Origin of the sequence: Xanthobacter flavus (genome assembly GCF_017875275.1) — a bacterium.
Classification (GTDB): domain Bacteria; phylum Pseudomonadota; class Alphaproteobacteria; order Rhizobiales; family Xanthobacteraceae; genus Xanthobacter; species Xanthobacter flavus_A.
In genome coordinates this window covers 4,123,051-4,146,497 of the sequence record NZ_JAGGML010000001.1, presented here as the reverse complement: position 1 = coordinate 4,146,497, position 23,447 = coordinate 4,123,051, and the positions used below count along the sequence as shown (strand labels likewise).

General features: G+C 68.4%; 22 protein-coding genes and 1 pseudogene. 13 read left to right on the top strand and 10 right to left on the bottom strand.

What is annotated here, in order from left to right; all coding sequences use genetic code 11:
* Window positions 1–132: 132 nt before the first annotated feature.
* The 3 genes from J2126_RS19635 to J2126_RS19625 are packed head-to-tail and all read left to right on the top strand — an operon-like array spanning window position 133 to window position 1,352.
* Window positions 133–306 carry a hypothetical protein gene (locus J2126_RS19635; RefSeq protein ID WP_209488536.1) on the top strand — a complete coding sequence of 58 codons (174 nt, stop codon included), beginning with the start codon at window positions 133–135 and terminating at the stop codon, window positions 304–306.
* 20 nt (window positions 307–326) lie between these two features.
* The gene (gene arsC, locus J2126_RS19630) at window positions 327–740 is read left to right on the top strand and encodes an arsenate reductase (glutaredoxin) (protein WP_209488535.1); all 414 of its coding nucleotides are present in this window, start codon (window positions 327–329) and stop codon (window positions 738–740) included.
* A 60-nt stretch (window positions 741–800) separates the two neighbouring features.
* Window positions 801–1,352 (top strand): hypothetical protein, encoded by a 552-nt coding sequence (locus J2126_RS19625; RefSeq protein WP_209488534.1) that lies wholly within the window; start codon window positions 801–803, stop codon window positions 1,350–1,352.
* On the opposite strand, the gene J2126_RS25480 is transcribed toward J2126_RS19625, so the two are convergent.
* Window positions 1,318–1,509: a hypothetical protein gene (locus J2126_RS25480; RefSeq protein ID WP_348634350.1), complete on the bottom strand. Its 192-nt coding sequence runs from the start codon at window positions 1,507–1,509 to the stop codon at window positions 1,318–1,320. The two genes, J2126_RS19625 and J2126_RS25480, sit on opposite strands and share 35 nt — an antisense overlap.
* Window positions 1,510–1,564: 55 nt before the next feature.
* On the opposite strand from J2126_RS25480, the pseudogene J2126_RS25475 reads away from it, so the two are divergent.
* Window positions 1,565–2,008, top strand: a pseudogene (locus tag J2126_RS25475) (ATP-binding cassette domain-containing protein); the annotation flags it as partial.
* 214 nt (window positions 2,009–2,222) lie between these two features.
* A complete protein-coding gene (locus J2126_RS19615) occupies window positions 2,223–4,085 on the top strand; it encodes a TRAP transporter large permease subunit (protein WP_209488532.1) in 1,863 nt (620 codons plus the stop codon).
* 12 nt (window positions 4,086–4,097) lie between these two features.
* Here the strand turns inward: J2126_RS19615 and J2126_RS19610 are convergent, their stop codons facing one another.
* From J2126_RS19610 to J2126_RS19590, 5 genes are all read right to left on the bottom strand, one after another.
* A complete protein-coding gene (locus tag J2126_RS19610; RefSeq protein ID WP_209488531.1) occupies window positions 4,098–5,237 on the bottom strand; it encodes a mandelate racemase/muconate lactonizing enzyme family protein in 1,140 nt (379 codons plus the stop codon).
* Between the two features lie 136 nt (window positions 5,238–5,373).
* Complete coding sequence (locus J2126_RS19605; RefSeq protein ID WP_209488530.1) at window positions 5,374–6,342, bottom strand: hydroxyacid dehydrogenase; 969 nt, start codon at window positions 6,340–6,342, stop codon at window positions 5,374–5,376.
* Window positions 6,332–7,234, bottom strand: coding sequence for a fumarylacetoacetate hydrolase family protein (locus J2126_RS19600; RefSeq protein WP_209488529.1), 903 nt, complete (start codon window positions 7,232–7,234; stop codon window positions 6,332–6,334). Before J2126_RS19600 ends, J2126_RS19605 begins: the two co-directional genes overlap by 11 nt.
* A gap of 3 nt (window positions 7,235–7,237) precedes the next feature.
* A complete protein-coding gene (locus J2126_RS19595) occupies window positions 7,238–8,380 on the bottom strand; it encodes a mandelate racemase/muconate lactonizing enzyme family protein (protein WP_209488528.1) in 1,143 nt (380 codons plus the stop codon).
* Window positions 8,381–8,564: 184 nt separating this feature from the next.
* Complete coding sequence (locus J2126_RS19590; RefSeq protein WP_209488527.1) at window positions 8,565–9,578, bottom strand: Bug family tripartite tricarboxylate transporter substrate binding protein; 1,014 nt, start codon at window positions 9,576–9,578, stop codon at window positions 8,565–8,567.
* 85 nt (window positions 9,579–9,663) lie between these two features.
* On the opposite strand from J2126_RS19590, the gene J2126_RS19585 reads away from it, so the two are divergent.
* Window positions 9,664–10,377 (top strand): GntR family transcriptional regulator, encoded by a 714-nt coding sequence (locus J2126_RS19585; RefSeq protein WP_209488526.1) that lies wholly within the window; start codon window positions 9,664–9,666, stop codon window positions 10,375–10,377.
* Between the two features lie 69 nt (window positions 10,378–10,446).
* Here J2126_RS19585 and J2126_RS19580 read toward each other — a convergent pair whose 3' ends face one another.
* Window positions 10,447–11,679, bottom strand: a complete 1,233-nt coding sequence (locus J2126_RS19580; protein ID WP_209488525.1) for an ABC transporter substrate-binding protein — start codon at window positions 11,677–11,679, stop codon at window positions 10,447–10,449.
* 47 nt (window positions 11,680–11,726) lie between these two features.
* Window positions 11,727–13,010, bottom strand: a complete 1,284-nt coding sequence (locus tag J2126_RS19575) for a hydroxymethylglutaryl-CoA reductase, degradative (RefSeq protein WP_209488524.1) — start codon at window positions 13,008–13,010, stop codon at window positions 11,727–11,729.
* 226 nt (window positions 13,011–13,236) lie between these two features.
* On the opposite strand from J2126_RS19575, the gene J2126_RS19570 reads away from it, so the two are divergent.
* On the top strand, window positions 13,237–14,646 hold the full coding sequence (locus tag J2126_RS19570; RefSeq protein WP_209488523.1) for a PLP-dependent aminotransferase family protein: 1,410 nt from the start codon (window positions 13,237–13,239) through the stop codon (window positions 14,644–14,646).
* A 2-nt stretch (window positions 14,647–14,648) separates the two neighbouring features.
* On the opposite strand, the gene J2126_RS19565 is transcribed toward J2126_RS19570, so the two are convergent.
* Together J2126_RS19565 and J2126_RS19560 are read right to left on the bottom strand one after the other, a co-directional pair.
* A complete protein-coding gene (locus tag J2126_RS19565) occupies window positions 14,649–15,527 on the bottom strand; it encodes an amidohydrolase family protein (protein ID WP_209488522.1) in 879 nt (292 codons plus the stop codon).
* A gap of 11 nt (window positions 15,528–15,538) precedes the next feature.
* Window positions 15,539–17,236, bottom strand: a complete 1,698-nt coding sequence (locus J2126_RS19560; protein WP_209488521.1) for an IlvD/Edd family dehydratase — start codon at window positions 17,234–17,236, stop codon at window positions 15,539–15,541.
* A gap of 203 nt (window positions 17,237–17,439) precedes the next feature.
* Here J2126_RS19560 and J2126_RS19555 point away from each other — a divergent pair, with 203 nt between their 5' ends.
* From J2126_RS19555 to J2126_RS19530, 6 genes are read left to right on the top strand one after another with little or no spacing between them, the layout of a single operon-like run.
* On the top strand, window positions 17,440–18,744 hold the full coding sequence (locus tag J2126_RS19555; protein WP_245327491.1) for an ABC transporter substrate-binding protein: 1,305 nt from the start codon (window positions 17,440–17,442) through the stop codon (window positions 18,742–18,744).
* Window positions 18,745–18,747: 3 nt separating this feature from the next.
* Window positions 18,748–19,707, top strand: a complete 960-nt coding sequence (locus J2126_RS19550) for a carbohydrate ABC transporter permease (protein WP_209488520.1) — start codon at window positions 18,748–18,750, stop codon at window positions 19,705–19,707.
* Window position 19,708: 1 nt separating this feature from the next.
* On the top strand, window positions 19,709–20,569 hold the full coding sequence (locus J2126_RS19545) for a carbohydrate ABC transporter permease (protein ID WP_209488519.1): 861 nt from the start codon (window positions 19,709–19,711) through the stop codon (window positions 20,567–20,569).
* A 7-nt stretch (window positions 20,570–20,576) separates the two neighbouring features.
* Window positions 20,577–21,734 carry an ABC transporter ATP-binding protein gene (locus tag J2126_RS19540; protein ID WP_209488518.1) on the top strand — a complete coding sequence of 386 codons (1,158 nt, stop codon included), beginning with the start codon at window positions 20,577–20,579 and terminating at the stop codon, window positions 21,732–21,734.
* Window positions 21,734–22,753 carry a Gfo/Idh/MocA family protein gene (locus tag J2126_RS19535; protein ID WP_209488517.1) on the top strand — a complete coding sequence of 340 codons (1,020 nt, stop codon included), beginning with the start codon at window positions 21,734–21,736 and terminating at the stop codon, window positions 22,751–22,753. Before J2126_RS19540 ends, J2126_RS19535 begins: the two co-directional genes overlap by 1 nt.
* On the top strand, window positions 22,750–23,445 hold the full coding sequence (locus J2126_RS19530) for a GntR family transcriptional regulator (RefSeq protein ID WP_209488516.1): 696 nt from the start codon (window positions 22,750–22,752) through the stop codon (window positions 23,443–23,445). Before J2126_RS19535 ends, J2126_RS19530 begins: the two co-directional genes overlap by 4 nt.
* The last annotated feature ends 2 nt before the right edge of the window (window positions 23,446–23,447 follow it).

Below are 23,447 nucleotides of genomic sequence, written 5' to 3'. Positions count from 1 at the left end.
GAGAGGCGGCGCCTGCAAAGCCCGACATATGGGCGCTGATTAAACCCTAGGCAGAACGGACGCCATCCTTTCATGGGACCTTGTTGTAGTCCGCCTGTTGCGGCCGGGCTATATTTCTATTATTCATGAAATATGGAATTAAATCAGGCCGTCCCCGTCCTATCCGCCCTCGCACACGAAGGCCGCCTCAGCGCGCTGCGCCTGCTCGTCGAGGCGGGACCGGAGGGCATTGCGGCCGGCGAGATGGCGCGCCGGCTCGGCGTTCCGGCCAATACGCTCTCCGCCAGCCTCGCGCTGTGCAGCTAGCTTCGCGAGAGATCAAGCCGATGAGCGATTTTGCCGTCACCATCTATCACAACCCGCGCTGCGGCACCTCGCGCAACACCCTCGCCATGATCCGCGCCTCCGGCGTCGAGCCGACGGCGGTGGAATATCTCAAGACCGGCTGGACCAAGGCACAGATCAAGGACCTCGCCGCCGCCGCAGGCGCGCCTGTGCGCGACCTTCTGCGCGCCAAGGAGCCGCTCGTCGCCGAGCTGAAGCTCGACGGGCCGGAGGTGACCGACGACGCCCTGCTCGCGGCCATGGTCGAGCACCCCATCCTCGTGAACCGGCCCATCGTGGTGACGCCGAAGGGCACGCGCCTGTGCCGGCCCTCCGAGGTCGTGCTGGATCTACTGGAGACGCCGCCGGAAAGCTTCACCAAGGAAGACGGCGAGGTGGTGACAGCCGCGCGCTGAACCGCTGCCCGGCTGGTACGGGAAATGCTTCGGCCATGGTCCCGCTGTCGCGAAACCGCCATGACCGTTACGCACCCCACCCCTGTCCACGAGATCCCCCTCGGCATCCGCCGCAAGGCCATCGCGGTGCATGAGGCGGGGCACGCGCTCGTGGCGGTTCTGCTCAGGCGGGACGTGACCGAGGCGCTGCTGCACCCGCCGGACGGGTTGAGCGGGCAGACCCGCTTCGCCGACGCCGAAAGCGCGCCCCTCGATCCCACCGTGGAAGCCGACCGGCGTCGCGTGGCCGACGCCATCGTCGTCCTCATGGCCGGACAGGTGGCGGAGACGGAATACTGGCGCCGGCACGCCTCATTGTATTCCCCCAGGGTGAATTCCCACCGCAGCGACGCGGCGGAAATTCTCACGCTCAAGTCCGGCCTCGCCCTCGGCCCGGAGCAGGACGCCCTGTTCACCGGCTACTGCATCGAGAAGGCGAAGAAGCTGGTGCTTCAGGATGCCGCCCAGGCGGCGATCCAGGAGATCGCCATGGGGCTGTGCGAAACCATGTCCATGCTGCGGACGGAGCTGGACGAGATCATTGCCCGCCATCGGGTGAAGCTGCCGAAATAGCCTCGTCCTCCTGCCGCCGCGTCTCCGGCATGGCGACCAGCACCGCGAGAAAGCCGAGCGCCGCCAGCGCCGCGAGCATCTCGAAGGCGGCGAAGCTGCCGAAGCGGTCGGCGACGATGCCGGCGAGAAGGGTGCTGATGGAGGCGCCGATGCCCATGGCGCATCCCACCGCCCCCTGCGCCAGATTGAAATGGCCGCTCCGGTGGGCGAGCCGGCCCGAGGCGGGCGACGACCAAGTGTGGGAAGCGGCCGTGGCGGCGCGCTGCCTGCCGTTCATCGAGGAGCTGCCGCAGGGCCTCGACACCATCGTCGGCGACCGGGGCGTGAAGCTCTCCGGCGGGCAGCGCCAGCGCATCGCCATCGCCCGCGCCTTCCTCAAGAACGCGCCCATCCTCATTCTCGACGAGGCCACCTCGGCGCTCGACACCGAGGCCGAGGAGGCGATCCGCGCCGCGCTGGAGCGGCTGATGACCGGGCGCACCGTCATCACCATCGCGCACCGCCTCTCCACCTTGCGCAGGTTCGACCGCATCCTGGTGCTGCGCGGCGGGCGGCTGGTGGAGAGCGGGCCGCCCGAGGAGCTGATGCGGCGACCGGGCGTCTATCGCGATCTCGTCTCGCGGGAACTGGGCCGCCTGTCCGAGCAGGTGGTCTAGGACTTCGCCTTCCGACAGAAGCCGTTGATGCGGCGCACAAACGCCGCTTCAGCGTTGTGCGCCGCGCCGAAACGCGAAAATGCCGTGGGCAAGCCCCACACGGCGGGGCCTGTGGCGCCCCATCCCCCGCCTTTCCCCTTGAGCCCGGAGCGATCTTCGCAGACCGTTCAGCCCGCGAGTCGGCGCGCTCGCTTGCATCGGGTAAGAGGTCTCCATGTCGCTACACACCCATGACCCTTCGGACGCCACCGGACGCGCGTGGGCGGTCAAGGCCAGCGCCCTCCTGGGCTGGCTGACGGAGATCCCCGCCGCGGCGCTGGTGGTGGCGGAAATCCTGGTGCTGCTGGCGGGCGTGATCTTCCGCTATGCCCTGCACAAGCCGCTGATCTGGTCGGACGAGCTTGCCTCCATGCTCTTCCTGTGGCTGTCCATGTTCGGCGCGGTGATCGCGCTGAACCGGGGCGAGCACATGCGCATGACGGCCATCGTCGGCATGATGAAGCCGCGTGCCCGCGCCTTCTTCGACATGATCGCCATCGCCTCCGCCGTGGCCTTCCTGCTGATGATCCTCCATCCGGCCATCGAGTACGCGCAGGAGGAAGCCTATGTGGTGATGCCGGCGCTGGAGATCCCCAACACCTGGCGCGCCGCCGCCATCCCGGTGGGGACGGTGCTGATGCTGATGGTGGGGCTGCTCAAGCTCGCCCAGCACGCCACCACGCGGGACACCCTGCTCGCCATCCTCGTGGTCGCCGCCATCGTCGGCGGGTTCTATGCGCTGGGGCCGGTGTTCCTCAAGCTCGGCAACTACAACCTCCTGATCTTCTTCCTGTTCGGCGTGGGCGTGATGGTGCTGATGGCGGTGCCCATCGCCTTCTCCTTCGGCATCGCCACCTTCGCCTACATCGCGCTTTCCACCCACACGCCGAGCATGGTGGTGATCGGCCGCTTCGACGAGGGCATGGGCCACCTCATCCTGCTCGCGGTGCCGCTGTTCGTGTTCCTCGGCCAGCTCATCGAGATGACGGGCATGGCGAAGGCCATGGTGGCCTTCCTCGCCAGCCTCCTCGGCCATGTGCGGGGCGGCCTGCATTATGTGCTGGTGGGCGCGATGTATCTCGTCTCCGGCATCTCCGGCTCGAAGGCCGCCGACATGGCCGCCGTCGCCCCCGTTCTGTTCCCGGAAATGACCAAGCGCGGCGCCAAGCCCGGCGACCTCGTGGCGCTGCTCTCCGCGACGGGCGCGCAGACAGAGACCATCCCGCCCTCCATCGTGCTCATCACCATCGGCTCCGTCACGGGCGTCTCCATCGCGGCGCTGTTCACCGGCGGCCTGCTGCCGGCGCTGGTGCTCGCTGTCGCGCTCTGCACGGTGGTGTGGTGGCGCTATCGCCATGAGGATCTGAGCGGCGTCGCCAAGGCGAGCTGGGGCGAGGTGGGGCGCGCCTTCATCATCTCCGTGCCGGCCATTGCCCTGCCCTTCGTCATCCGCGCGGCGGTGATCGAGGGTGTCGCGACCGCCACCGAGGTCTCCACCATCGGCATCGTCTATTCGGTGGTGGCGGGCCTGCTCATCTATCGCCGGTTCGATTTCCGCCGCCTGTTCCCCATGCTGGTGGATACGGCGGCGCTGTCCGGCGCCATCCTGTTCATCATCGGCGCGGCGACTGGCATGGCGTGGGCGCTCACCCAGTCCGGCTTCTCCAATGCGCTGGCCGAGGCCATGCGCGCGCTGCCGGGCGGGGCGGCGAGCTTCCTCGCGGTGTCCATCGTGGCGTTCGTGGTGCTGGGCTCGGTGCTGGAGGGAATTCCGGCCATCGTGCTGTTCGGCCCCCTCCTCTTCCCCATCGCGCGGCAGGTGGGGGTGAACGAGGTGCACTATTCGATGGTGGTGATCCTCGCCATGGGCATGGGCCTGTTCGCGCCGCCGTTCGGCGTCGGCTATTACGCCGCCTGCGCCATCAGCCGCATCAGCCCGGACGCGGGCATGAAGCCCATCGTGGGCTACATGATCGCGCTGCTCGTCGGCCTCATCATCGTCGCCGCCGTGCCGTGGATTTCCACCGGCTTCCTGTGACGGCCCCCAAAGTCACACGTAGCACGGGCCCTCGATGAGCGGGTGGGCGGCGAGGAAAGCCTCGTCCACCTCGATGCCGAGGCCCGGCCCCTCGCGGCAGGTGACGGTGCCGTCCGGCGCGAGCTGGTACGGCAGGCCGCACACCTCGTCGCGGAACGGGTTGTGGTGGGCGACGTCGCCCTCGAAATAGCCGGGGTTGTCCACCGCGCACATCAAATGCAGCGTCGCCACCATATTGATGCCGGTGGCGGAGGTGTGCGGGTTCACCGACATCTTCCAGGCGGAGGCCAGCACCGCAATGCGGTGGCATTCGGTGATGCCGCCGGCCTTGGAGAGGTCCGGCTGCGCGAAGGAGACGGCGCCGTCCGCGATCAGGCGGGTGAACTCGAAGCGGGTATAATGGTTCTCCCCCGCCGCCAGCGGCACGGTGCCGAGCTTCGCGGCGTCCTGGTAGCTGCGGTAATCGTGGGGCGGGAACGGCTCCTCGAACCAGCCGACCTTCGCCGCCTCATAGGCCGGCATCACCCGGCGCACGTCGTCGAGCGAGCAGCCGGTGTTGCCGTCGACGAGAATGTCGATCTCGTCCCCCACCGCCGCGCGCACCGCCTCCACCCGCGCGATGTCGCGGCGCGGCGTGTCGCCCACGCGCAGCTTCAGGGCGCGATAGCCCTGCGCCACGTAGGACTGCGCCTCCTCCGCCAGCGCCGCCGGATCCTGCCAGCCCAGCGAGATGCCGCCGGCATAGGCCTTGATCTTCTTCGGCGCGCCGCCCAGCAGGCGATGGATGGGCGCGTTCATCGCCTTGCCGCGGATGTCCCACAAGGCGATGTCGAGCCCGCTCAGAGCGAGGGCCGCCGCTGCGCCCATGCCGTGGCTGGCGAGCTGCATGCGGTAGACCTTCTGCCACACGCCCACCACGTCCAGCGCGTCCATGCCCAGCACCAGCTCGGACAAGGTGGTGTCGATGAGCTTCGCCACCGCGCCCGGGCAGCGGCCGTGATGGGCCTCGCCCCAGCCGACGATGCCCTCGTCCGTCTCCACCCGCACCAGCACGGAATCCCGCTTCACCGCCCGGCCGATGCCCAGCGTGACGTTCTTGCCCTCGGGCACGCGAAAGGAGACGGGGACGGCACGGACGGAGGCGATGCGCATGGGGCTCTCTCGGTTCTAAAGCATTTTCGAGCGAAGTGGATTCCGGTTCGCGTGAAGAAAATGCGTTTAATCAGAGTTTTAGAGCATTTCCGGCGAACCGGAATTCGCCGGAAATGCTCTAATCTGTTGGCGCGGTTCAGGTGCGCGCGGCGCGGTAATCGGGATTGACGAGGTTCTGCGGCTCCCCGCCCTTGAGGATGCGCAGCACCTCCTCGGCGGCGCCGATGCTCATGGCCCGCATGGAGGTGGCGGTGATGCCGGCGAGGTGGGGGGTCATCAGCAGGTTCGGCAGGTCGAAGAGCGGGCTGTCCGGCGGCACGGGATGGCTGTCGTAGACATCGGTCGCGGCCCCGCCGATCCACCCCGCCTTGAGCGCGGTGAGGAGCGCCTGCGTATCCACGATGGGGCCGCGCGCGGGATTGATGAGCACGGCATCCGGCTTCATCCGGGCGAGAAGGCGCCCGTCCACGAGGCCCCTGGTCTGCGGCGTCAGCGGACAGGCGATGACCACCGCGTCGCTCTGGGCGAACAGCGCCTCCCGATCGACCACCTCGATGCCCTCGACCGCACCGCCGGAGCGCGACGCGCCGATGACGCGCATGCCGAACCCGGCCCGCGCGATGGCCGCGACGCGCTGGCCAATGGCGCCGAGCCCGATGATGCCGAGGGTCGAACCCGCGATCTCGCGGGTGGTGTCGCCCACCGCCCGCGCCGGGTTCCAGCCGTCCGCCCTGAGCCGCGCATCCACACGCGCCAGCGGCCGACGCAGATGGAACAGGGCGGAGAACACATATTCCGCCACCGTCTGCGTGTTGCTGCCGGGAAGGTTCGCGACCGGGATGCCGCGCGCGGTCGCCGCCGCGACGGGGATGAAGTCGAGCCCCACCCCGTGCCGCACCACGCCCCGGACGCGCTCCGCGCCCTCGAACACATCGTCTGGCAGCTTGGCGCGGACGATCACCGCGTCGGCGTCGCGGGTGAGGCGGCGCAGGGTGTCGTCGGAGGTGTCGGGGCCGACGACGATTTCGGCAACGCCCTCCAGCAGCGCCGCGCCGTCCGGATGCAGCGCATTGGTGGCGAAGACGATCGGCCGCTCATTCGCCATAGGGCGCACCTTCCACGATGGGATTGACCAGAGTGCCGAGCCCTTCCACACGCGCACGCACCACGGAGCCGGGCTTGAGCCAGGCCGGCGGCTTGCGCATGCCGGCGACGCCGGCCGGCGTGCCGGTGGCGATCACATCGCCCGGCTCCAGCGTGTGGGCCTGCGAGAGGCGGGAGACCAGATCGGCGATGTCGAACACGAGGTCCGCGGAGACGCCCTCCTGCAGCCGGGTGCCGTCCACGTCGAGGGAGAGGGCGAGCGCGTGCGGATCGGCGATCTCGTCGGCGCTGGCGAGGAAGGGGCCGAGGGGACCGAAGGTTGGCAGATTCTTGCCGCGGGTGAAGCCGCCGTCGCGCTTGATCATCTCGCTGGCGCTGATGTCGTTGAAGACGGCATAGGCGACGACGTGGGAGAGCGCATCCTCGCGGGCCACGTTCTGCGCCCGGCGGCCGATGATGGCGGCGATCTCCACCTCATAGGTGCAGCCGCCGATATCCGGGGGCAGAAGGATGGGCGCGCCCGGCCCGACGACGGTGGAGGCCTGCTTCATGAACAGCACCGGCTCGGCCGGCGCCGCCATGCCGCGTTCGGCCAGCGCATCGCGATAATTGAAGGCGAGCGCGTAGATGCGCGGCGGCACATAGGGCGCCAGCAGGTCCACCTCGCGCACCGGGAGCCGCGCGGCATCGGAAAGCCCGTGGGCCGCGATGCGCGCAACCACCTCGGGCAGGCCGGCGGGGATCAGGGCATGGACATGGGGCGCGACGCCGCCGAGGGCATCGGCCATGGCCGGATGGGCGAGGTCGAACACCACGTCATCGGCACCCGCGCCATCGCCCTCAAGCACGCCGGCGCGGTCTTCGCCGGCGTGGCGGAAGCTCACGAAGCGCATGGCTCAGGCCACCCGGTAGCGGTCGATGACCGAGCGGTCGATCTCGATGCCGAGGCCGGGGCCGGTGGGGATCTTCACCCGGCCGCGCTCCTGCACGATGGGCTCCTTGGCGAGGTGATCGCGGAACGGGTTCTCGCACTGCTCGAACTCCAGCAGCGGCTCGAACGGGAACAGGCTCGGCGGCTGGTCCGCCAGGGAGCCGAGGAAGTGGAGCGTCGCGGCGATGCCCACCGCCGAGCCCCAGGCGTGGGGCACGCACTCGACGCCATGGGTGGAGGCGAGCGCCGCGATCTTCTTGCACTCGGAGAGGCCGCCCGCCGCGCACACGTCCGGCTGCACGATGTCCATGGCCTTGCGCACGATGGCGTCGCGGAAGCCCCAGCGGGTGAACTCGTTCTCGCCGCCGGCCACCGCCATGTCGAGGGCGCGGGCGACTTCAACATAACCGTCGATGTCTTCCGGCGAGATGGGCTCCTCGAACCACTCCACGTCCAGCTCTTCCAGCTTGCGGCCGAGACGGATGGCGACGGGCACGGAGAAGGCGTGGTTGGCATCCACCATGAGGCGGATGTTCGGCCCGATGGCGTCGCGCACCGCCTTCACCCGCTCGTAGTCCTTGGTGATGTTGCCAAGGCCGATCTTCATCTTGATGGCCTTGAAGCCCTCGTCCACGTAGCCGGTGGCTTCCTCCACCGCCTCGCCCACCAGATTGTCGAAATCGATGAAGTAGAGGCCGGTGGCGTAGCAATCCACCTCGGTGCGGAAGGCGCCGCCGAGGAGCTTGTGCACCGGCTTGCCGCAGCTCTTGCCGATGATGTCCCACAGGGCGATGTCGATGCCGCTGATGGCGGCAATCGACATGCCCTTGTTCCCGTAGTCCTTGATGCGGTTGTAGAGGTCTTCCCAGATCACCTCCACGTCAAACGGGTCGCGGCCGAGAATGCGCGGGCCGAACTGGGTCTCGATGAAGGCCTTGGCGACCGCCGAGGGGCCGTAGCACTCGCCCCAGCCGACGATGCCGTCGGCCGTCTCGATCTCCACGAGACAGGTGCCGCGCGTCTTGTAGAGCCAGCCCCGCGAGGAGGTGAACGGCTTCTCGACGGGCGCCGCCATGACATGGGCCCGGACACTCTTGATGACGCTCACGTCGCGCCCTTTCTGAAAAATCGGAAGGAAGGTGCGGGCTGGCCGCACCCTGGTTTCGTCATGCCCCGGCTCGTCCGGGGCATCCACTCCACCGCCCGGGCGGTGCTTCTCATCCATTCCGCCCGGCCCCGCCGTGGATCCCCCGGACGAGCCGGGGGATGACGGAGCCAAGGCGTCGTTCAGATTATTCCGCGCCCTTGAACACCTGGGTGGCGACCGCGTTCAGCGACTTCTGGACGGCGTTCACCTCGGCATCGAGGGCATCGCCGGTGAGGTCGTCCACGAGCACGCCGTTCTCCGCCGCGAAGGTCTTGAAGCGGGGGTCCTGGATCGACTTGCGGAAGGCGTCGATGAGCGTCTTGCGCACATCCGGCGGCATCTTCGCCGGGCCGACGATGTAGGCCATCTGCACCACCGGGCCGTAGGGGAAGACGTCGAAGCCCTTCTCCTTCATGGTCGGCACGTCGGGGAAGACGGTGAGGCGCTGGTTGTCGAAGATGGCGATGGGCTTCACCTGCCCCGCCTTGATCTGCGCGATGCTCTCGGACGGCTTCAGCACCGCCGCGTCGATCTGGCCGCCGGCGAGATCGGTGATGACCTTGGCGCCGCCCGGATAGGGCACGTTCACATAATCGACGCCCGCCGACTTGGCGGTCATGGTCGCGAAGATGTGGTTGATGTTGTAGCTGCCCGGCGTGCCGATGGTGACCTTGCCGGGATTGGCCTTCATCTGGGCGATGAAGGCGTCGATGTCCTTCGCCCCGTCCGTCTTCACCAGCAGCATCAAAGGATCGCTGGACACGCGGGCGATGCCGGCGAACTGGTCGTTGCGCAGCGGCGTCTTGTTCTGGGCGATCATGGAGAGGGTGGACGAGGTGCCCATGCCCAGCGTGTAGCCGTCCGGATTGGCGCTCGCGACGCGACCCATGCCGATGGTGCCGGTGCCGCCGGGCACGTTGTCCACGATGATGCGCACGCCATTCTCGGCGAGGATCGGCGCCAGCACGCGGGCGGCGATGTCGTTGGAGCCGCCGGCGTTCCACGGAACGATGAGGCGCACCTCGCGGCTCGGGAACTTGTCCTGTGCGGTGGCGCTCCCGGCGGACGCGAGGAGGACCGCCCCCAACGTGGCTGCGAGGCCCAAGGCTGGAGCGAGGGCCGGGGCAAATCCCCGGGCGAGGGCAAGGCTGTGCTTCATTGGCGCGTCTCCCTTTTGTTGTTTGTTATAACAAACGACATATAAGCTGCTTGTCAACGCGCTTTTCCAGTGCTCCCCTTGGAAGATGGACACGCAAGCCACCGTCGCCGACCGCAACCTCTCCCGGCTCTCCCGCGAGCCCTTGTGGGACCGCGCCCATGCGCAGCTGCGCGAGGCGCTTCTGGCCGGGCGGTTCGAGCCGGGCAGCGCGCTGGTGCTGCGGCAGCTGGCGGAAACCTTCGGCACGTCCATCACCCCGGTGCGGGACGCCCTCGCCCGCCTCGTGGCGCAGGGCGTTTTGGAACAGGGGCCGCGCAATTCGGCGCTGGTGCCGGACCTGCGCAAGAGCGCGCTCGTGGATATCACCATGGTCCGCTGCGAGCTGGAAGGCCGCGCCGCCCGCGAGGCGGCCGTCAAGGCAAGCCCGGCGGACATCGACGCGCTGGACGCCCTGCTCGCGCAGATGCGGGACATGATCGCGCGGCGCGCCCTGGACGCCTATCTGGATGTCCACCGCCGCTTTCATTTCGGCATCTATGCGCTGGCCCGCATCCCCCTCCTCGACGAGATGATCGAGAATCTCTGGCTGCGCTGCGGGCCGATCCTCTCCTTCGTCGTGCCCGAATATGTGGTGCTGCTGAAGGGCACGGACCATCACCAGGCCGCCCTCGACGCGCTCCGCCGCCGCGACGGCGCTGGCGCCGAGGCGGAGATCGTCGCCGACATCGAGGAGGCGGGGCGCTATCTCCTCGGCCTCGCCGACCCCTCCGGCCGCATCCGCCGCCGCGCGCCGGCCTGACCGCACAAAAAACCCCGGCCTGATGGACAGGCCGGGGCGATTTCAGTCGGATGTGCGGAGCGCGCTGGCTCAGCCCTTCACCATCGGGCACTTGCCTTCGGCCATGGGACGGAAGGCGTCCTTGGCGGGGATGGTTTCCACGAGGTTGTAATAGTCCCACGGCCCCTTGGACTGGTCCGGCATCTTCACCTGGAACAGGTACATGTTGTGGATGTGCCGGCCGTCCGGGCGCACCTCACCCTTGCCGAACAGCGGATCGTCGGAGGGCATCTCCTTCATCTTCGCCACCACCTTCTGGCCCTCGGTGGTGTTGGCGGCAGCGGCGGCGCGCAGATAGTGGAGCGCGCCGGAATAGACGCCGGCCTGGTTGGCGGTGGGCCGGCGGCCGTTCATCTGCGCCGCGAAGCGGTCGGCATAGGCGCGGGTGCCGTCATTCATGTTCCAGTAGAAGCCTTCCGTGAGGAACAGGCCCTTGGCCACCGGCAGGCCGAGGGAATGCACGTCGGTGAGCTGCATCAGCAGGGCGGCGAGGCTCTGCTTCTGGGTGAGGCCGAACTCGGCCGCCGCCTTCACCGAATTGATGGTGTCGCCCACCGCATTGGCGAGGGCCACCACCTGCGCGCCGCTGGCCTGCGCCTGCAGGATGAAGGAGGAGAAGTCCGAGGCGTTCGGCGGATGGCGGACGGAGCCGAGCACCTTGCCGTTCGGCGCCGCCTTCACCACGGCCATGGCGTCGGCTTCCAGCGCGTGGCCGAAGGCGTAGTCGGCGGTCACGAAGAACCAGGTGTCCTTCTTCGCCTTCAGGAGCGCGGCGGCGGTGCCGTGGGCGAGCGCCCAGGTGTCGTAGGTCCAGTGGACGGAATTCGGCGAGCACTTCTCGCCGGTGAGCAACGCCGTGCCGGGGCCGGAGGCGATGAAGGCGACGTTGGTGCCGCGCACCACCTCCTGCACCGCCAGCGCCACCGAGGAGAAGGGCACGTCGAGGATGGCGTCCACCGTGCCGTCCGCCACCCACCTGCGGGCGGCGGCGGAGCCCACGTCCGGCTTGTTCTGGTGATCGAGGGAGATCACCTCCACCTCGATGCCGGGATGGGCCTTCTTGAAATCCTCCGCCGCAAGGCGCGCCGACACGACGGAGCCGGTGCCGGTGGAATCCGCGCCGTTGCCGTTCAGGTCGGTGAGCACGCCGAGGCGGATCTTGTTGCCGGGAATGTCCGCGCGGGCGGGCGTCGGCGCGGCGAGATGCGCCGCGGCGAGGAATGCGGCGCCCGCGGCGAGCACGAGCCGGGTTGTCCTGAGCATGGTTCTCTCCCTTGTGTGTTCTTTTGACTGTTCTTGAAACGCCACGGTCAGCTGCCGCGCACCTCTTCGAGCACCTTCTGCGCCACGTCCATGCGCACGCTGGCCCGCTCCACGAGCAGGCGGGCCACGCGGTCGATCTCCTCGCCCACGGCACCCGCCATCATGGCGATGTTCTGGGCATGCAGCGCCATGTGGCCCTTCTGGATGCCGGTGGTGGCGAGCGCCTTCAGCGCCGAGAAGTTCTGCGCCAGCCCCACCGCCGCGATGATGCGCGCCAGCCGCTCGGCGGTGGTGACGCCGAGGATGGCGAGGCACGCGCGCGCCGTGGGATGCACCTTCGTGGCGCCGCCGATGAGGCCCACCGCCAGCGGCAACTCGATGGAGGCGGAAAGGTTGCCGTCCTTGTCCACCTCATAGGTGGTGAGCGAGGTATAGCGGCCCGAGCGGGCGGCATAGGCATGGGCGCCCGCCTCCACCGCGCGGGTGTCGTTGCCGGTGGCGAGCACCACGGCGGAAATGCCGTTCATGATGCCCTTGTTGTGGGTCGCCGCGCGGTAGGGATCGGCCGCGGCGAATTCGTAGGCGGAGACGATGCCGTCGCGCACCGCCTCGCCGCCGATGTCGGCCGCCTTCCACACCGCCCGGGCGCGGGCGAGACGGCGGTCGGCGAGATTGGAGAGGATGCGCAGATAGACCCGCCCGCCGCTCCACGCGGCGATGGAGGGCGCGAGCTTCTCCGCCATGGTGTTCACCGCGTTGGCGCCCATGGCGTCGCGCGTGTCGACGATGAGATGGGTGACCACCATGGTGCCCGACGGCGTATCGAGCAGGCGCACCTCGAGGTCGCGGAAGCCGCCGCCCAGCGACACCAGCACCGGGTCGCAGGCATCGCACGCGGCCTTGATCTCGTCCCGCTTTTCCAGGATGCGGATGCGCGCCCCGGCCGGGTCCGCCACCTCCACCGCCTGCACCTGCGCGATCATCAGATTGCCGGAGACCGAGGTGAGGAAGCCGGTCTCGTAAACCTGCTTCGCCGCGTTGCAGACGGCGGCGACCACGGAGGATTCCTCCGTCGCCATGGGGACCAGCACGTCCTCGCCGTCAATCTTCATGTTGGTGGCGACGCCCACCGGAATGTTCATGGTGCCGATGACGTTCTCGATGAGCTTGTCGGCGAGCACCGGATCGAGATTGCCCATGTTGGCGAGGTGGGCGACCTGCGTCTCGTCCAGCCCGGCGAAGGCGGCGACGAGATCGAGCCGGTCGCGCGGGCTCAATTTGTGAAAGCCGGCAATGCGGGAGGAACGGTTGGAGCCGGCGGCGATCGTCATCTTCGGGCCTTCCTGTGGTCGCGCGGCAGCGCCGGGCGGCGGACGCAAGGCAGGCGCGAAGGCAAGGCCCGCCGCACCCATTTCGGGTGGCGCGGTTCCGGCGTTTCCGTCCCTGTCTCTTGTCGGCCGCGCGTGGCGTGCCAGTTGGGGCGGACTTTCCGCCGCGGCGAGGGGTACGGCAAGGAACACTTTGCGTTGGAAACGATGCAGCCGTACCCTTCATTTCATGGGTACGATTGAGACGCTTCTCCAGGAAGACGAGAGCCTGACGCGGGTGGACGCGGTGGTCCGCCTGCTGTCGCGCCGTATCGATGCGGGCCAGGTGCGGCCGGGGGAGAAACTGCCCTCGATCCGGGCCGCGTTCGCGGCCTACGGCGTGTCGCGCAACACGCTGGTGGAAGCCTATGAGCGCCTCGCCGCCTCGGGCCGCATCGAGGCGCGGCCGGGGTCCGGCTTCTATGTGATGCGCACGCGCGCCGCGCCGGTGCGTCCGCCCGCCGCCCCTGCCGTCATCGAGGCGGTGGACAGCGTGTGGCTGCTGCGCGAACAGCTGGAGCAGCATTACGACGTGCGCGTCGGCGACGGGCGCCCGCCCCCGTCATGGATGGAAGGCTCGGAGGTGGGGCGCTATCTCAAGCCCATCAACCGCCCCGGCCGCCGTCCCTTCCCGGCGAGCTACGGCAGCCCCTTCGGCTTTCCACTGCTGCGCGAGGCCATCGCCGGCCTCCTGACGGAACGCGCCATCGCCGCCGATCCCGCGCGGGTGCTGCTGACGCAGGGCGCGAACCACGCGCTCGACCTGATCATCCGCATGCTGGTCGAGCCGGGCGAAACGGTGCTGGTGGATTCGCCCGGCTATTATCCCCTCTTCGGCAAGCTGCGCCTCGCCAAGGCGCGCACGCTGGGCATCCGCCGCACGCCGGAGGGGCCGGACGTGGCGGACCTCGCGGAGAAGGCGGCCGAGAGCGGCGCCAAGCTGTTCTTCACCCAGTCGCTGGCGCACAACCCCACCGGCTCATCCCTGACGCCGGCGGTCGCCTATCGCCTGCTGCAGGTGGCCACCCGCCACGGCCTGCTCGTGGTGGAGAGCGACCCGTTCGCGGACATCCTCCCCGCCTCGCATCCGCGCCTTGCCTCGCTGGACCAATTGGAGCGGGTGATCCATGTGGGCACCTTCGCCAAGACCCTCTCGGCGAGCCTGCGCTGCGGCTATGTGGTGGCCTCCGCCGATCTCATCGAGCGTCTTGGCGCGCTCAAGATGGTGACGAGCGTGAACTCCTCCGGATACGTGGAGCGCATCGTCCACGACCTCATCACGTCCGGCCAGTATCGCCGCCACCTCAAGCGCTTGCGCGGCCGCGTGTCCGCCGCGACCGATCAGGCGCAGGCGACGCTGGGCCGGCTCGGCCTGCCCATCTTCGGCCCGCCCGGCGGCGGCTTCTACCTGTGGTGCGAACTGCCGGAAGGGCTGGACGACAGCGCCCTCTCCCGCCGCGCCGCCGAGCGGGGAATCCTCTTGGCGCCGGGCGCGGTGTTTCATCCCGACAGCGAGCCGCGCCGGCCGTCTCTGCGCATCAATGTCGCCTATGCGGACGATCCGCGCTTCGAGAAGTTCATGGGCGAGATATTGGGCTGATCTCAGTCGAAGCTGTAGAGCGCGGCGGGATTGCCCACGAAGATGCGGCGGCGCGTGTCCGGATCGGCACGGTCGAGGCCGAGCAGGAGAGCGGGGTCGAGGTCTTCAGGCATCGCCTCGAACAGCTCGGTGTGCGGCCAGTCGCTGGCCCAGAGCATCCGGTCGCTGCGACAGGCGATCAGCGCAGCCACGTAGGGCGCGAGCGCCGCGTAGCCGTCCGGCTCGCGACGGCACAGGCGGTAGGGCGCGGAGAGCTTCACCCAGAGGTTTCCTTCGGCGACCAGCTCCAGCACCTCGCCGAACGGGCCGCCCGCGAGCGGCAGGCCGGGGGTGAGGAAGCCCATATGGTCCAGCACCACCGGCACCGGGCAGGCGCGCACGATGGGCGCGAGGCTGAAGCCTTCGCGGATCACCGCCTGAAGCTGGATGTGCCAGCCGAATGCCCCGATTCGGGCGGCAAGGCGCGCCAGGTCCTCCAGCGAGAGCCCGCCGGGATTGCGCCGGTTGACGCGGATGCCGCGCACGCCCAGCCCATGCAGCCTTGCGAGTTCCGCGTCGCTCACCTCCGGCGCCACCACGACCACCCCGCGCAACTGCGCCGGATCACGCCGCAGCGTGTCGAGCAAAGCGGAATTGTCCGTGCCGTAGACGCTCGGCTGCACCAGCACCGCGCGGTCGATGCCCAGCGCCGCCATCACCGGCCGGTAGGCATCGAACATCACCGGCTGGGGCGTGTAGTTGCGGCCGGCGACCAGCGGATAGCGCTCGGGCGGGCCGAACACGTGCATGTGCGTGTCGCAGGCGCCGTTCGGCAGCACGCGCTCGGCCGGCGGCGTCGTGATCGGGCGCGGCGGCAGGCAGAGCGGAGCGTCGGCGCTCATGCTCGCGCGCCTCAGCGCGGGACCATGAAGTCGAAGTCGCAGCCCTCGTCCGCCTGCAGCACGCTCTGCTGGAACAGCCGGGCATAGCCCCGCTCCGGCAGCGGCCGCTCGGGCACGTCCGCGAGGGCGGCGCGGCGGCGGGCGAGTTCGTCCTCCGCGACCAGAAGGTCGATGCGCCGGCCTTCCACGTCGAGGCGGATCATGTCGCCGCTCTGGACCAATGCCAGAGGCCCGCCCACCGCCGATTCCGGCGTGATGTGCAGAACGATGGTGCCGAAGGCGGTGCCGCTCATGCGGGCATCGGAAATGCGCACCATGTCCTTCACGCCCTGCCGCCCGAGCTTCTTGGGGATGGGCAGATAGCCCGCCTCCGGCATCCCCGGCGCGCCCTTGGGGCCGGTGTTGCGCAGCACCAGCACATCCTCGGCGGTCACGTCGAGGTCGGGATCATCGATGCGCGCGGCCATGTCGGCCACCGAATCGAACACCAATGCGCGGCCGGTGTGCTGGAGCAGCCGCTCGCTCGCCGCCGCCTGCTTCAGGATGGCGCCGCCGGGCGCGAGATTGCCGCGCAGCACCACCATGGAGCCCTGCGCCTTGATGGGGTTGGAGCGGGGCCGGATGACATCCTGTCCGGGCACCTCCTCGGCGGCCTCGACCATCTCGCGCAGGGTGCCGCCGTGCACCGTCGGCGCGTCGAGATCGATGAGATCACCGAGCTGTTTCAGGAGCTTGGGCACGCCGCCAGCATGGTGGAAGTGCTCCATGTAGTGCGCGCCGGAGGGCTTGAGATCCACCAGCACCGGCACCTCGCGGCCGATGGCGTCCAGCGTCTCCAGCTCCAGCCGCACGCCGGCGCGGTTGGCGATGGCGGTGAGGTGGATGATGCCGTTGGTGGAGCCGCCGATGGCCTGCATCACCACCAGCGCATTATGGAAGGCCGCGGGGGTGAGGAGTTCGCTCGGCTTCGGGCCGCCCTCCACCGCGAGCCGCGCGGCGACCTTGCCGCTCTGCTCGGCGAGCCGCACGCGCTCGGCATGCGGCGCGGGGATCGACGCGCTCATGGGCAGGGAAAGTCCGAGCGTCTCGGTGATGCAGGCCATGGTCGAGGCTGTGCCCATGACCATGCAGGTGCCCACCGACGGCGCGAGGCGGCCGTTGACCGTATCGATCTCCGCCTCGTCGATCTCGCCGGCCCGGTGCGCGCTCCACAGCCGCCGGCAATCGGTGCAGGCGCCCAGCACCTCGCCACGATGATGGCCCACCACCATGGGGCCGACAGGGACCACCACGGTGGGCAAATCCACGCTCGCCGCCGCCATGATCTGCGCCGGCAGGGTCTTGTCGCAGCCGCCGATCACCACCACCGCGTCCATGGGCTGGGCGCGGATCATTTCCTCCGTGTCCATGGCCATCAAATTGCGCAGGAACATGGAGGTTGGATGGGCGAAACTCTCGTGGATGGAGATGGTGGGAAACACCATGGGCATGGCCCCGGCCAGCATCACCCCGCGCTTCACCGCCTCGATGAGCTGCGGCGCGTTGCCGTGGCAGGGGTTGTAATCGCTGTAGGTGTTGGTGATGCCGACGATGGGCCGGTCCAGCGCATCGTCCGAATAGCCCATGGCCTTGATGAAGGCCTTGCGCAGGAACAGCGCGAACCCGTCGTCGCCGTAGCTCGTCAATCCTTTTCGCAGTCCCCGCGCCATCCTCGCCTTCCTCGTGCCGATCATCGCCGACCTGAAAGCGGACAATTTCCCTGCTGGGTTTGATTGTCAATAATATACGCCTTCATAAGCGCATTGAGATGAAAATTGCGCCCATCTTCGGAATCATTATTGACAATAACTCGACCGCCGCCCAGTCTCCCCGCAAACCCGGGGCATAACGGGACTTAGCGGGAGGAACGTGGATGACGAGCATTCGAGGCGCTGGAAAAACGTCGTGGGGCCGCGGCCTGTGCGCGGCGATCGCCATGACGGCAGCGATGGGCGGAGGCCACGCCTTCGCGCAGACCGAAATCACCATGTGGAGCAACTGGCCTGACGAGCCCGCCAAGAAGGAGTGGGTGACGGCGCGGGTGAAGGAGTTCGAGGCCGCCAACAAGCAGTGCACGGTGAAGCTCAGCTTCATCCCCAAGGCCGACATCTATACCCAGGCGAAATCCGCCGTGCGCACCGGGCAGGCCCCGGACATCTTCTACATGGAGCCGGACCAGCCGGAATTCCTCGCCGGCGGCTTCCTGGAGCCCCTCGACGGCTATATCGACCTCAACGGCCTCGAAGACTGGGCCAAGCCCGCCTGGACCTCCAAGGGCAAGGTCTATGGCGTGCCGGTGGAGGCCTATACGGTCGAGCTCTACTACAACAAGGATCTGGTGAAGAAGGTGGGCGTGGACGTGCCGGCCTCCTTCCAGCTGACGCAGGCGCAGTTCACCGACCTGGTGAAGAAGGGCGTCGCTGCCGGCATCACGCCGGTGTCGCAGGGCGTGGGCGACCGGCCTTTCCCGGGCGGGCAGCTGCTGTTCGAATCCCTGCTGCGCAAGCTCGGGCCGGATGACTACATGAAGCTCCTCAACGGCGAGCTGTCCTTCAAGGACCCGCGCGTGCAGGAGGTGATGACCTTCGTGAAGGAACTGGTGGACGCCGGCGCCTATCCCAAGAGCTTCTCCACCCTGAAGCTCGGCGAGTCCCACTTCTACTTCTACAATTCTCCGGGCTCCCTCACCTTCCCCGATCCCAGCTGGTTCACCGGCCGCGCCTTCGCCGCGCCGGAAAAGGGCGGCATGCCGGCGAACTTCCCGCTCGGCATCATGAAGTTCCCGGCCATGGACAAGGGCGCCTGTCCGAACTGCAAGACGCTGGCGGTGGCCGGCAGCTTCGTCATGTATTCCAAGGGCAAGAACAAGGATTGCGCCGGCGCGCTGCTGAAGTCCATGGCCAATGCCGAGAATGGCACCAAGTGGATCAGCGAGGTGTCGCTGCAGAGCGGGCTCAAGTCCGATCCGGCGAAGATCGTCAGCCCCCACAAGGCCTATTTCGACGAGCTGAACGCCCGCAACAAGGACGTGACCTATTTCTTCGGCACGCCCTTGCTCTACTATCGGGCCAAGTGCGCCGAGACCTATATCCAGGTCATGAACAACGCCTTCCCCGCCGGCCTCATCAGCGTTGCGGATGCGGCGGAGAAGATGGACGCCGCCTGCCTGAAGAAGTGAGCGATGCCCGACGCCATTTCCATCCGAACCGCGGCCAAGAGCGGGGAGGCGAAAGCCTCCTCGCGTGCCACCCTCGCCGACCCCAGGCGCGCCACGCGGCTGGTCCTCGCCATCTTTCTCGGGCCGGCTCTGCTGGTCTATTGCGGGCTCACGGCCTATCCGGCCTTCCGCACCATCTTTGACAGCTTCTTCACCATCGAGGGGATGGATGCGACCTTCGTCGGCCTTTCGAACTATCGCGAGCTGATGGGCGACGAGACCTTCTGGGTCGCCGTGCGCAACACCTTCATCTGGTCCTTCGTCGCTCCCGTCATCGATGTCGCCACCGGCCTTCTCCTCGCCCTCGCGCTCTATGCCGGCGTGCCCTTCGCGCGCTTCCTGCGCGTCGCCTGGTTCACGCCGGTGCTGCTCTCCTACGTGGTCGTCGCGATCCTGTGGATGTGGATCTACAATTACGACTGGGGCGTGCTGAACGTGATGCTCCGGGCCGTCGGCCTCGGCGATCTCGCCTCCTCCTGGCTGGGCGATCCCAACCTCGCGCTCGGGGCCGTCATCGTCACCCATGCGTGGAAGTGGGCCGGCTTCAACATGGTGGTGTGCCTCGCGGCCATTCACTCCCTGCCCAAGGAAGTTCTGGAAGCCTCCGACCTCGACAATTGCGGCTGGGGCGCGAAGCTGCGCTACATCATCATCCCCATGCTGCGGCCGACATTGCTGTCGCTCTACATCCTCTCCTTCATCGGCAAGATGAAAGTCTTCGATCTCGTCTGGATCATGACCCAGGGCGGACCCCTGTGGGCGACGGAGACGGTCTCCACCTACGTCTACAAGCGCGCCTTCAACTGGAACACCTTCGACCTCGGCTATCCCTCCGCCATTGCCACCGTGTGGTTCCTGGTGGTGTGCGCCGCGGTCATCATCCTCAACCGCGTGCTCGGCTCGCGCGAGCGGCTGGAGTATTGAGATGGCCGCAACCCTCGCCGCCAACGCCGGCCGCGCGCCGCTGCCGCGCCTGTTCTCGCGGGGCATCCTCGCGCTCGTGCTGGGTGTCTACACCATTTACCAGCTCGGGCCGTTCCTGTGGCTCGCCACCATGTCGGTGCGCACCACGGCGGAGATCAGCGCAGACCCTTACGCCTGGCCGAGCCCGATGCACCTCGACCAGTTCCGCACCGCCTGGGTGGATTCCGACTTCGCCACCTATTTCTGGAACTCCACCCTCGTGGTGGTGGGCGCGGTGGCGGTGCTCACCTTCATCGGCGCCGCGGCGGCCCACGCCCTGGCGCGCTACCGCTTCCGGGGCAACCGGATCATCTACGGCATCCTGTTCTCGTCCATCATCTTCCCGCCGCAGATCACCCTGATCTCGCTCTACCAGATCCTGGTGGACTACAATCTCTACAACAGCCTGTTCGGGCTGGCGCTGGTCTATATCTCGCTCCAGCTGCCGCTGACCGTGTATCTCTTGGAAGGCTTCTTCGCCCGCATCCCGCAGGACCTGTTCGACGCGGCCAAGATGGACGGCTACGGCGACCTGGAAATCTTCTGGCGCATCGTGCTTCCCGTGGGCATGCCGGCCATCGCCACCACGCTGATCCTGAACTTCATCCAGCTCTGGAACGAGTTCCTGTTCGCCGTGGTGCTCATCACCGATCCGGACAAGCGCACCCTGCCCATCGGCATCCGCGCCTTCATGGGCGACCATTTCCAGGACATCGGCATGATCGCCACCGGCGTCATGATCTCGGTCATCCCGGTCATCGTCGTCTACGTCTTCTTCTCCGAAAAGCTGATCCGCGGCATGACCGCCGGCGCGATCAAGTGAGGCTGCCATGGCAGTGGTGAAACTCGACAAGATCGTGAAGCGCTATGGCGGCGGCGGCCCCGTCGTGGTGGAGGACGTGGACCTCACCATCGACGACGGCGAGTTCATGGTGCTGCTCGGCCCTTCGGGTTGCGGCAAGTCCACGACGCTGCGCATGATCGCGGGGCTGGAGACCATATCCGGCGGCACGCTCTCCATCGACGGGCGCGTCGTCAACGACGTGCCGGCCAAGGACCGGGACATCGCCATGGTGTTCCAGTCCTACGCGCTCTATCCGCACATGAGCGTCGCCGACAATCTCGCCTTCGGCCTGCGCCGCCGGGCCATTCCGGCCGGCGAGATCGAGCGGCGGGTGAAGGAGGTGGCGGCGCTCCTCGGCCTCGCGCCGCTGCTGACGCGCAAGCCCAGCGCCCTCTCCGGCGGCCAGCGCCAGCGCGTCGCGCTCGGCCGCGCGATGGTGCGCGAGCCGCAGGTGTTCCTGTTCGACGAGCCCTTGTCGAACCTCGATGCCGCGCTGCGCGTGAACACCCGCAGCGAGATCATCAAGCAGCACCACCGCCTCGGCTCCACCATGATCTACGTCACCCACGATCAGGTGGAGGCGATGACCATGGGCACGCGCATCTGCGTGATGAACGCCGGCAAGGTGGCGCAGATCGGCGCGCCGCTCGATGTCTACTGGCAGCCGGCCAACACCTTCGTCGCCCGCTTCCTCGGCTCGCCCCCCATGAACCTCATGGATGCGACGCTCACCGCGGCCACCCGCCGCGCCGCGAGCCCGGCGCTGGATGCGCCGCTCGCCCGCTGGAGCGACGGTGTGCTTCAGACGCGGGACGGCCGCAAGGTGACGGTGGGCGTGCGCGCGGAGGACATGGCGATCGATCCCGCCGCCCTCGACGGCGCGCCGGGCGGGCGCGTCACCGGGCGCACCATCGCGGTGGAGCCGCTGGGGGCGGAGACGCTGCTCCTGCTGGAACTGCCCGGCGGCGGCGAGATCACCGCCCGCCTGCCTCGCCACGTCACCGCCACGCCGGACGAGACGGTGGAGCTGTTCTTCCGGGCCGACGCCGCCTATCTGTTCGACGCCGAGACGGGCGACGCCATCGCCCCGCTGGAGACCGGCGCCGCCGCCGTTCGCGCCGCCGTGCAGCGGAGGACGCACTGATGGCCGCGCCGCTTCGCGTCGGGCTGATCGGCGCCGGCTGGGTCACCCAGCATCACCTCAGGGGCTGGGCGGCGCTGGGCGAGGCGGCGAAAGTCGTGGCCATCGCCGACCCGTCCGCCGAGCGCGCCGCCGAGCGGGCGGATGCTTTCGGCATTCCCGCCGTCTTCACCGGCGCCGAGGCGATGCTGGCGGCCGGCGGCCTCGATGCGGTGGACATCGCCGCGCCCCGCGCCGTCCATGCGGAACTCGCCCGCATCGCCGCCCGGCATGGCCTGCCCATCCTGTGCCAGAAGCCCCTCGCTCCGACCTTGCCGGAGGCGGAGCAACTGGTGGCGGACATCGGCGGGCGGGTGCGCCTGATGGTGCATGAGAACTGGCGTTTCCGCGCCTACTACCGGCAGGCGGCCGAATGGCTCCGCGCCGGGCGCATCGGCGCGGTGCGCGCTGCCCACGTCTCCCTCGTCACATCAGGCACCGTGCCGGACGCGGAGGGGAGGTTCCAGGCGCTGGAGCGCCAGCCCTTCATGCGCGAGGAGCGGCGGATGCTGGTGGCGGAGGTGCTGATCCATCACCTCGACACCCTGCGCATGCTGCTCGGTCCGCTGAAGGTGGAGGCCGCCGCCCTCAGCCGCACCTGCAATGCCATGGCGGGCGAGGATGGCGCCGTCATCCAGCTCTCCACCGCGAACGGCGCCGGCGTTTCCATCTTCGCCAGCTTCGCGGCCTATGGCGTGCCGCCGCAGCAGGCGGACCGGCTGACCATCCTCGGCGAGGCCGGAACCTTGCGTCTCGACGGCTCCACCCTCAGCCTCGCCGGCCCCCATGCCGAGCGGCTGGACTATGATCCCGAGGCGACCTATCTCGGCTCCTATGCCGCGACGATCGCCCATTTCGTCGGGTGCCTTGAGAGCGGCGCGGCCTTCGAGACGTCGCCCGAGGACAATCTGGAGACCTTGCGGCTGGTGGAAGACTGCTACAGGCTTTCCGGATTCGAGACGGCGAACAGGAGCGCCGCATGAGCGAAGCGTCCCTACCCGCATCCCGCGCCGACGAGCAGGCCGAGGTCCAGCGCCGGCTGGAGGATGACATCATCTTCGGCCGTTTCGCCCCCGGCTCGCGGCTGGTGGAAGACACGCTGATGGCGCGCTACGGCGCCTCGCGGCACTACATCCGCCAGGCGCTGGTGCAGCTGGAGCGCACCGGCGTGGTGCGGCGCGAGAAGAATGTGGGCGCCACGGTCTGCTCCTATTCGGCGCAGGAGGTGCAGCAGATCTATGCGGTGCGCGAGATGCTCACCCGGCAGGCGGCGCTGATGATCCCTTTGCCCGCCCCGCCGGAGCTGATCGCCCGCCTCAAGGAGATCCAGGCCGACTATTGCCGCAACGCCGACGCCGGCAACCTGCGCGGCATCCACGAGACCAACGACCTGTTCCACCTGACGCTGTTCTCGGGCTGCGGAAATCCCTATCTCGTGCGCACGCTGCACGACTACATGGGCTATACCCTGCCCATGCGCGCCAAGAATCTCGCCGACCACGCCGGCCTCCAGCTCTCCCGCCGCCAGCACGACATCATGATCGAGCTGCTGCAGGGAACGGACAGCTGGGCGCTCGCGCAGCTCTGCGTCGATCACATGCAGTACAGCAAGGCCGACTACCTCGCGCGCACCGCCGGCACGGCGGCCTCCGGCCGGCTGGCCATCGCCGACTGAAT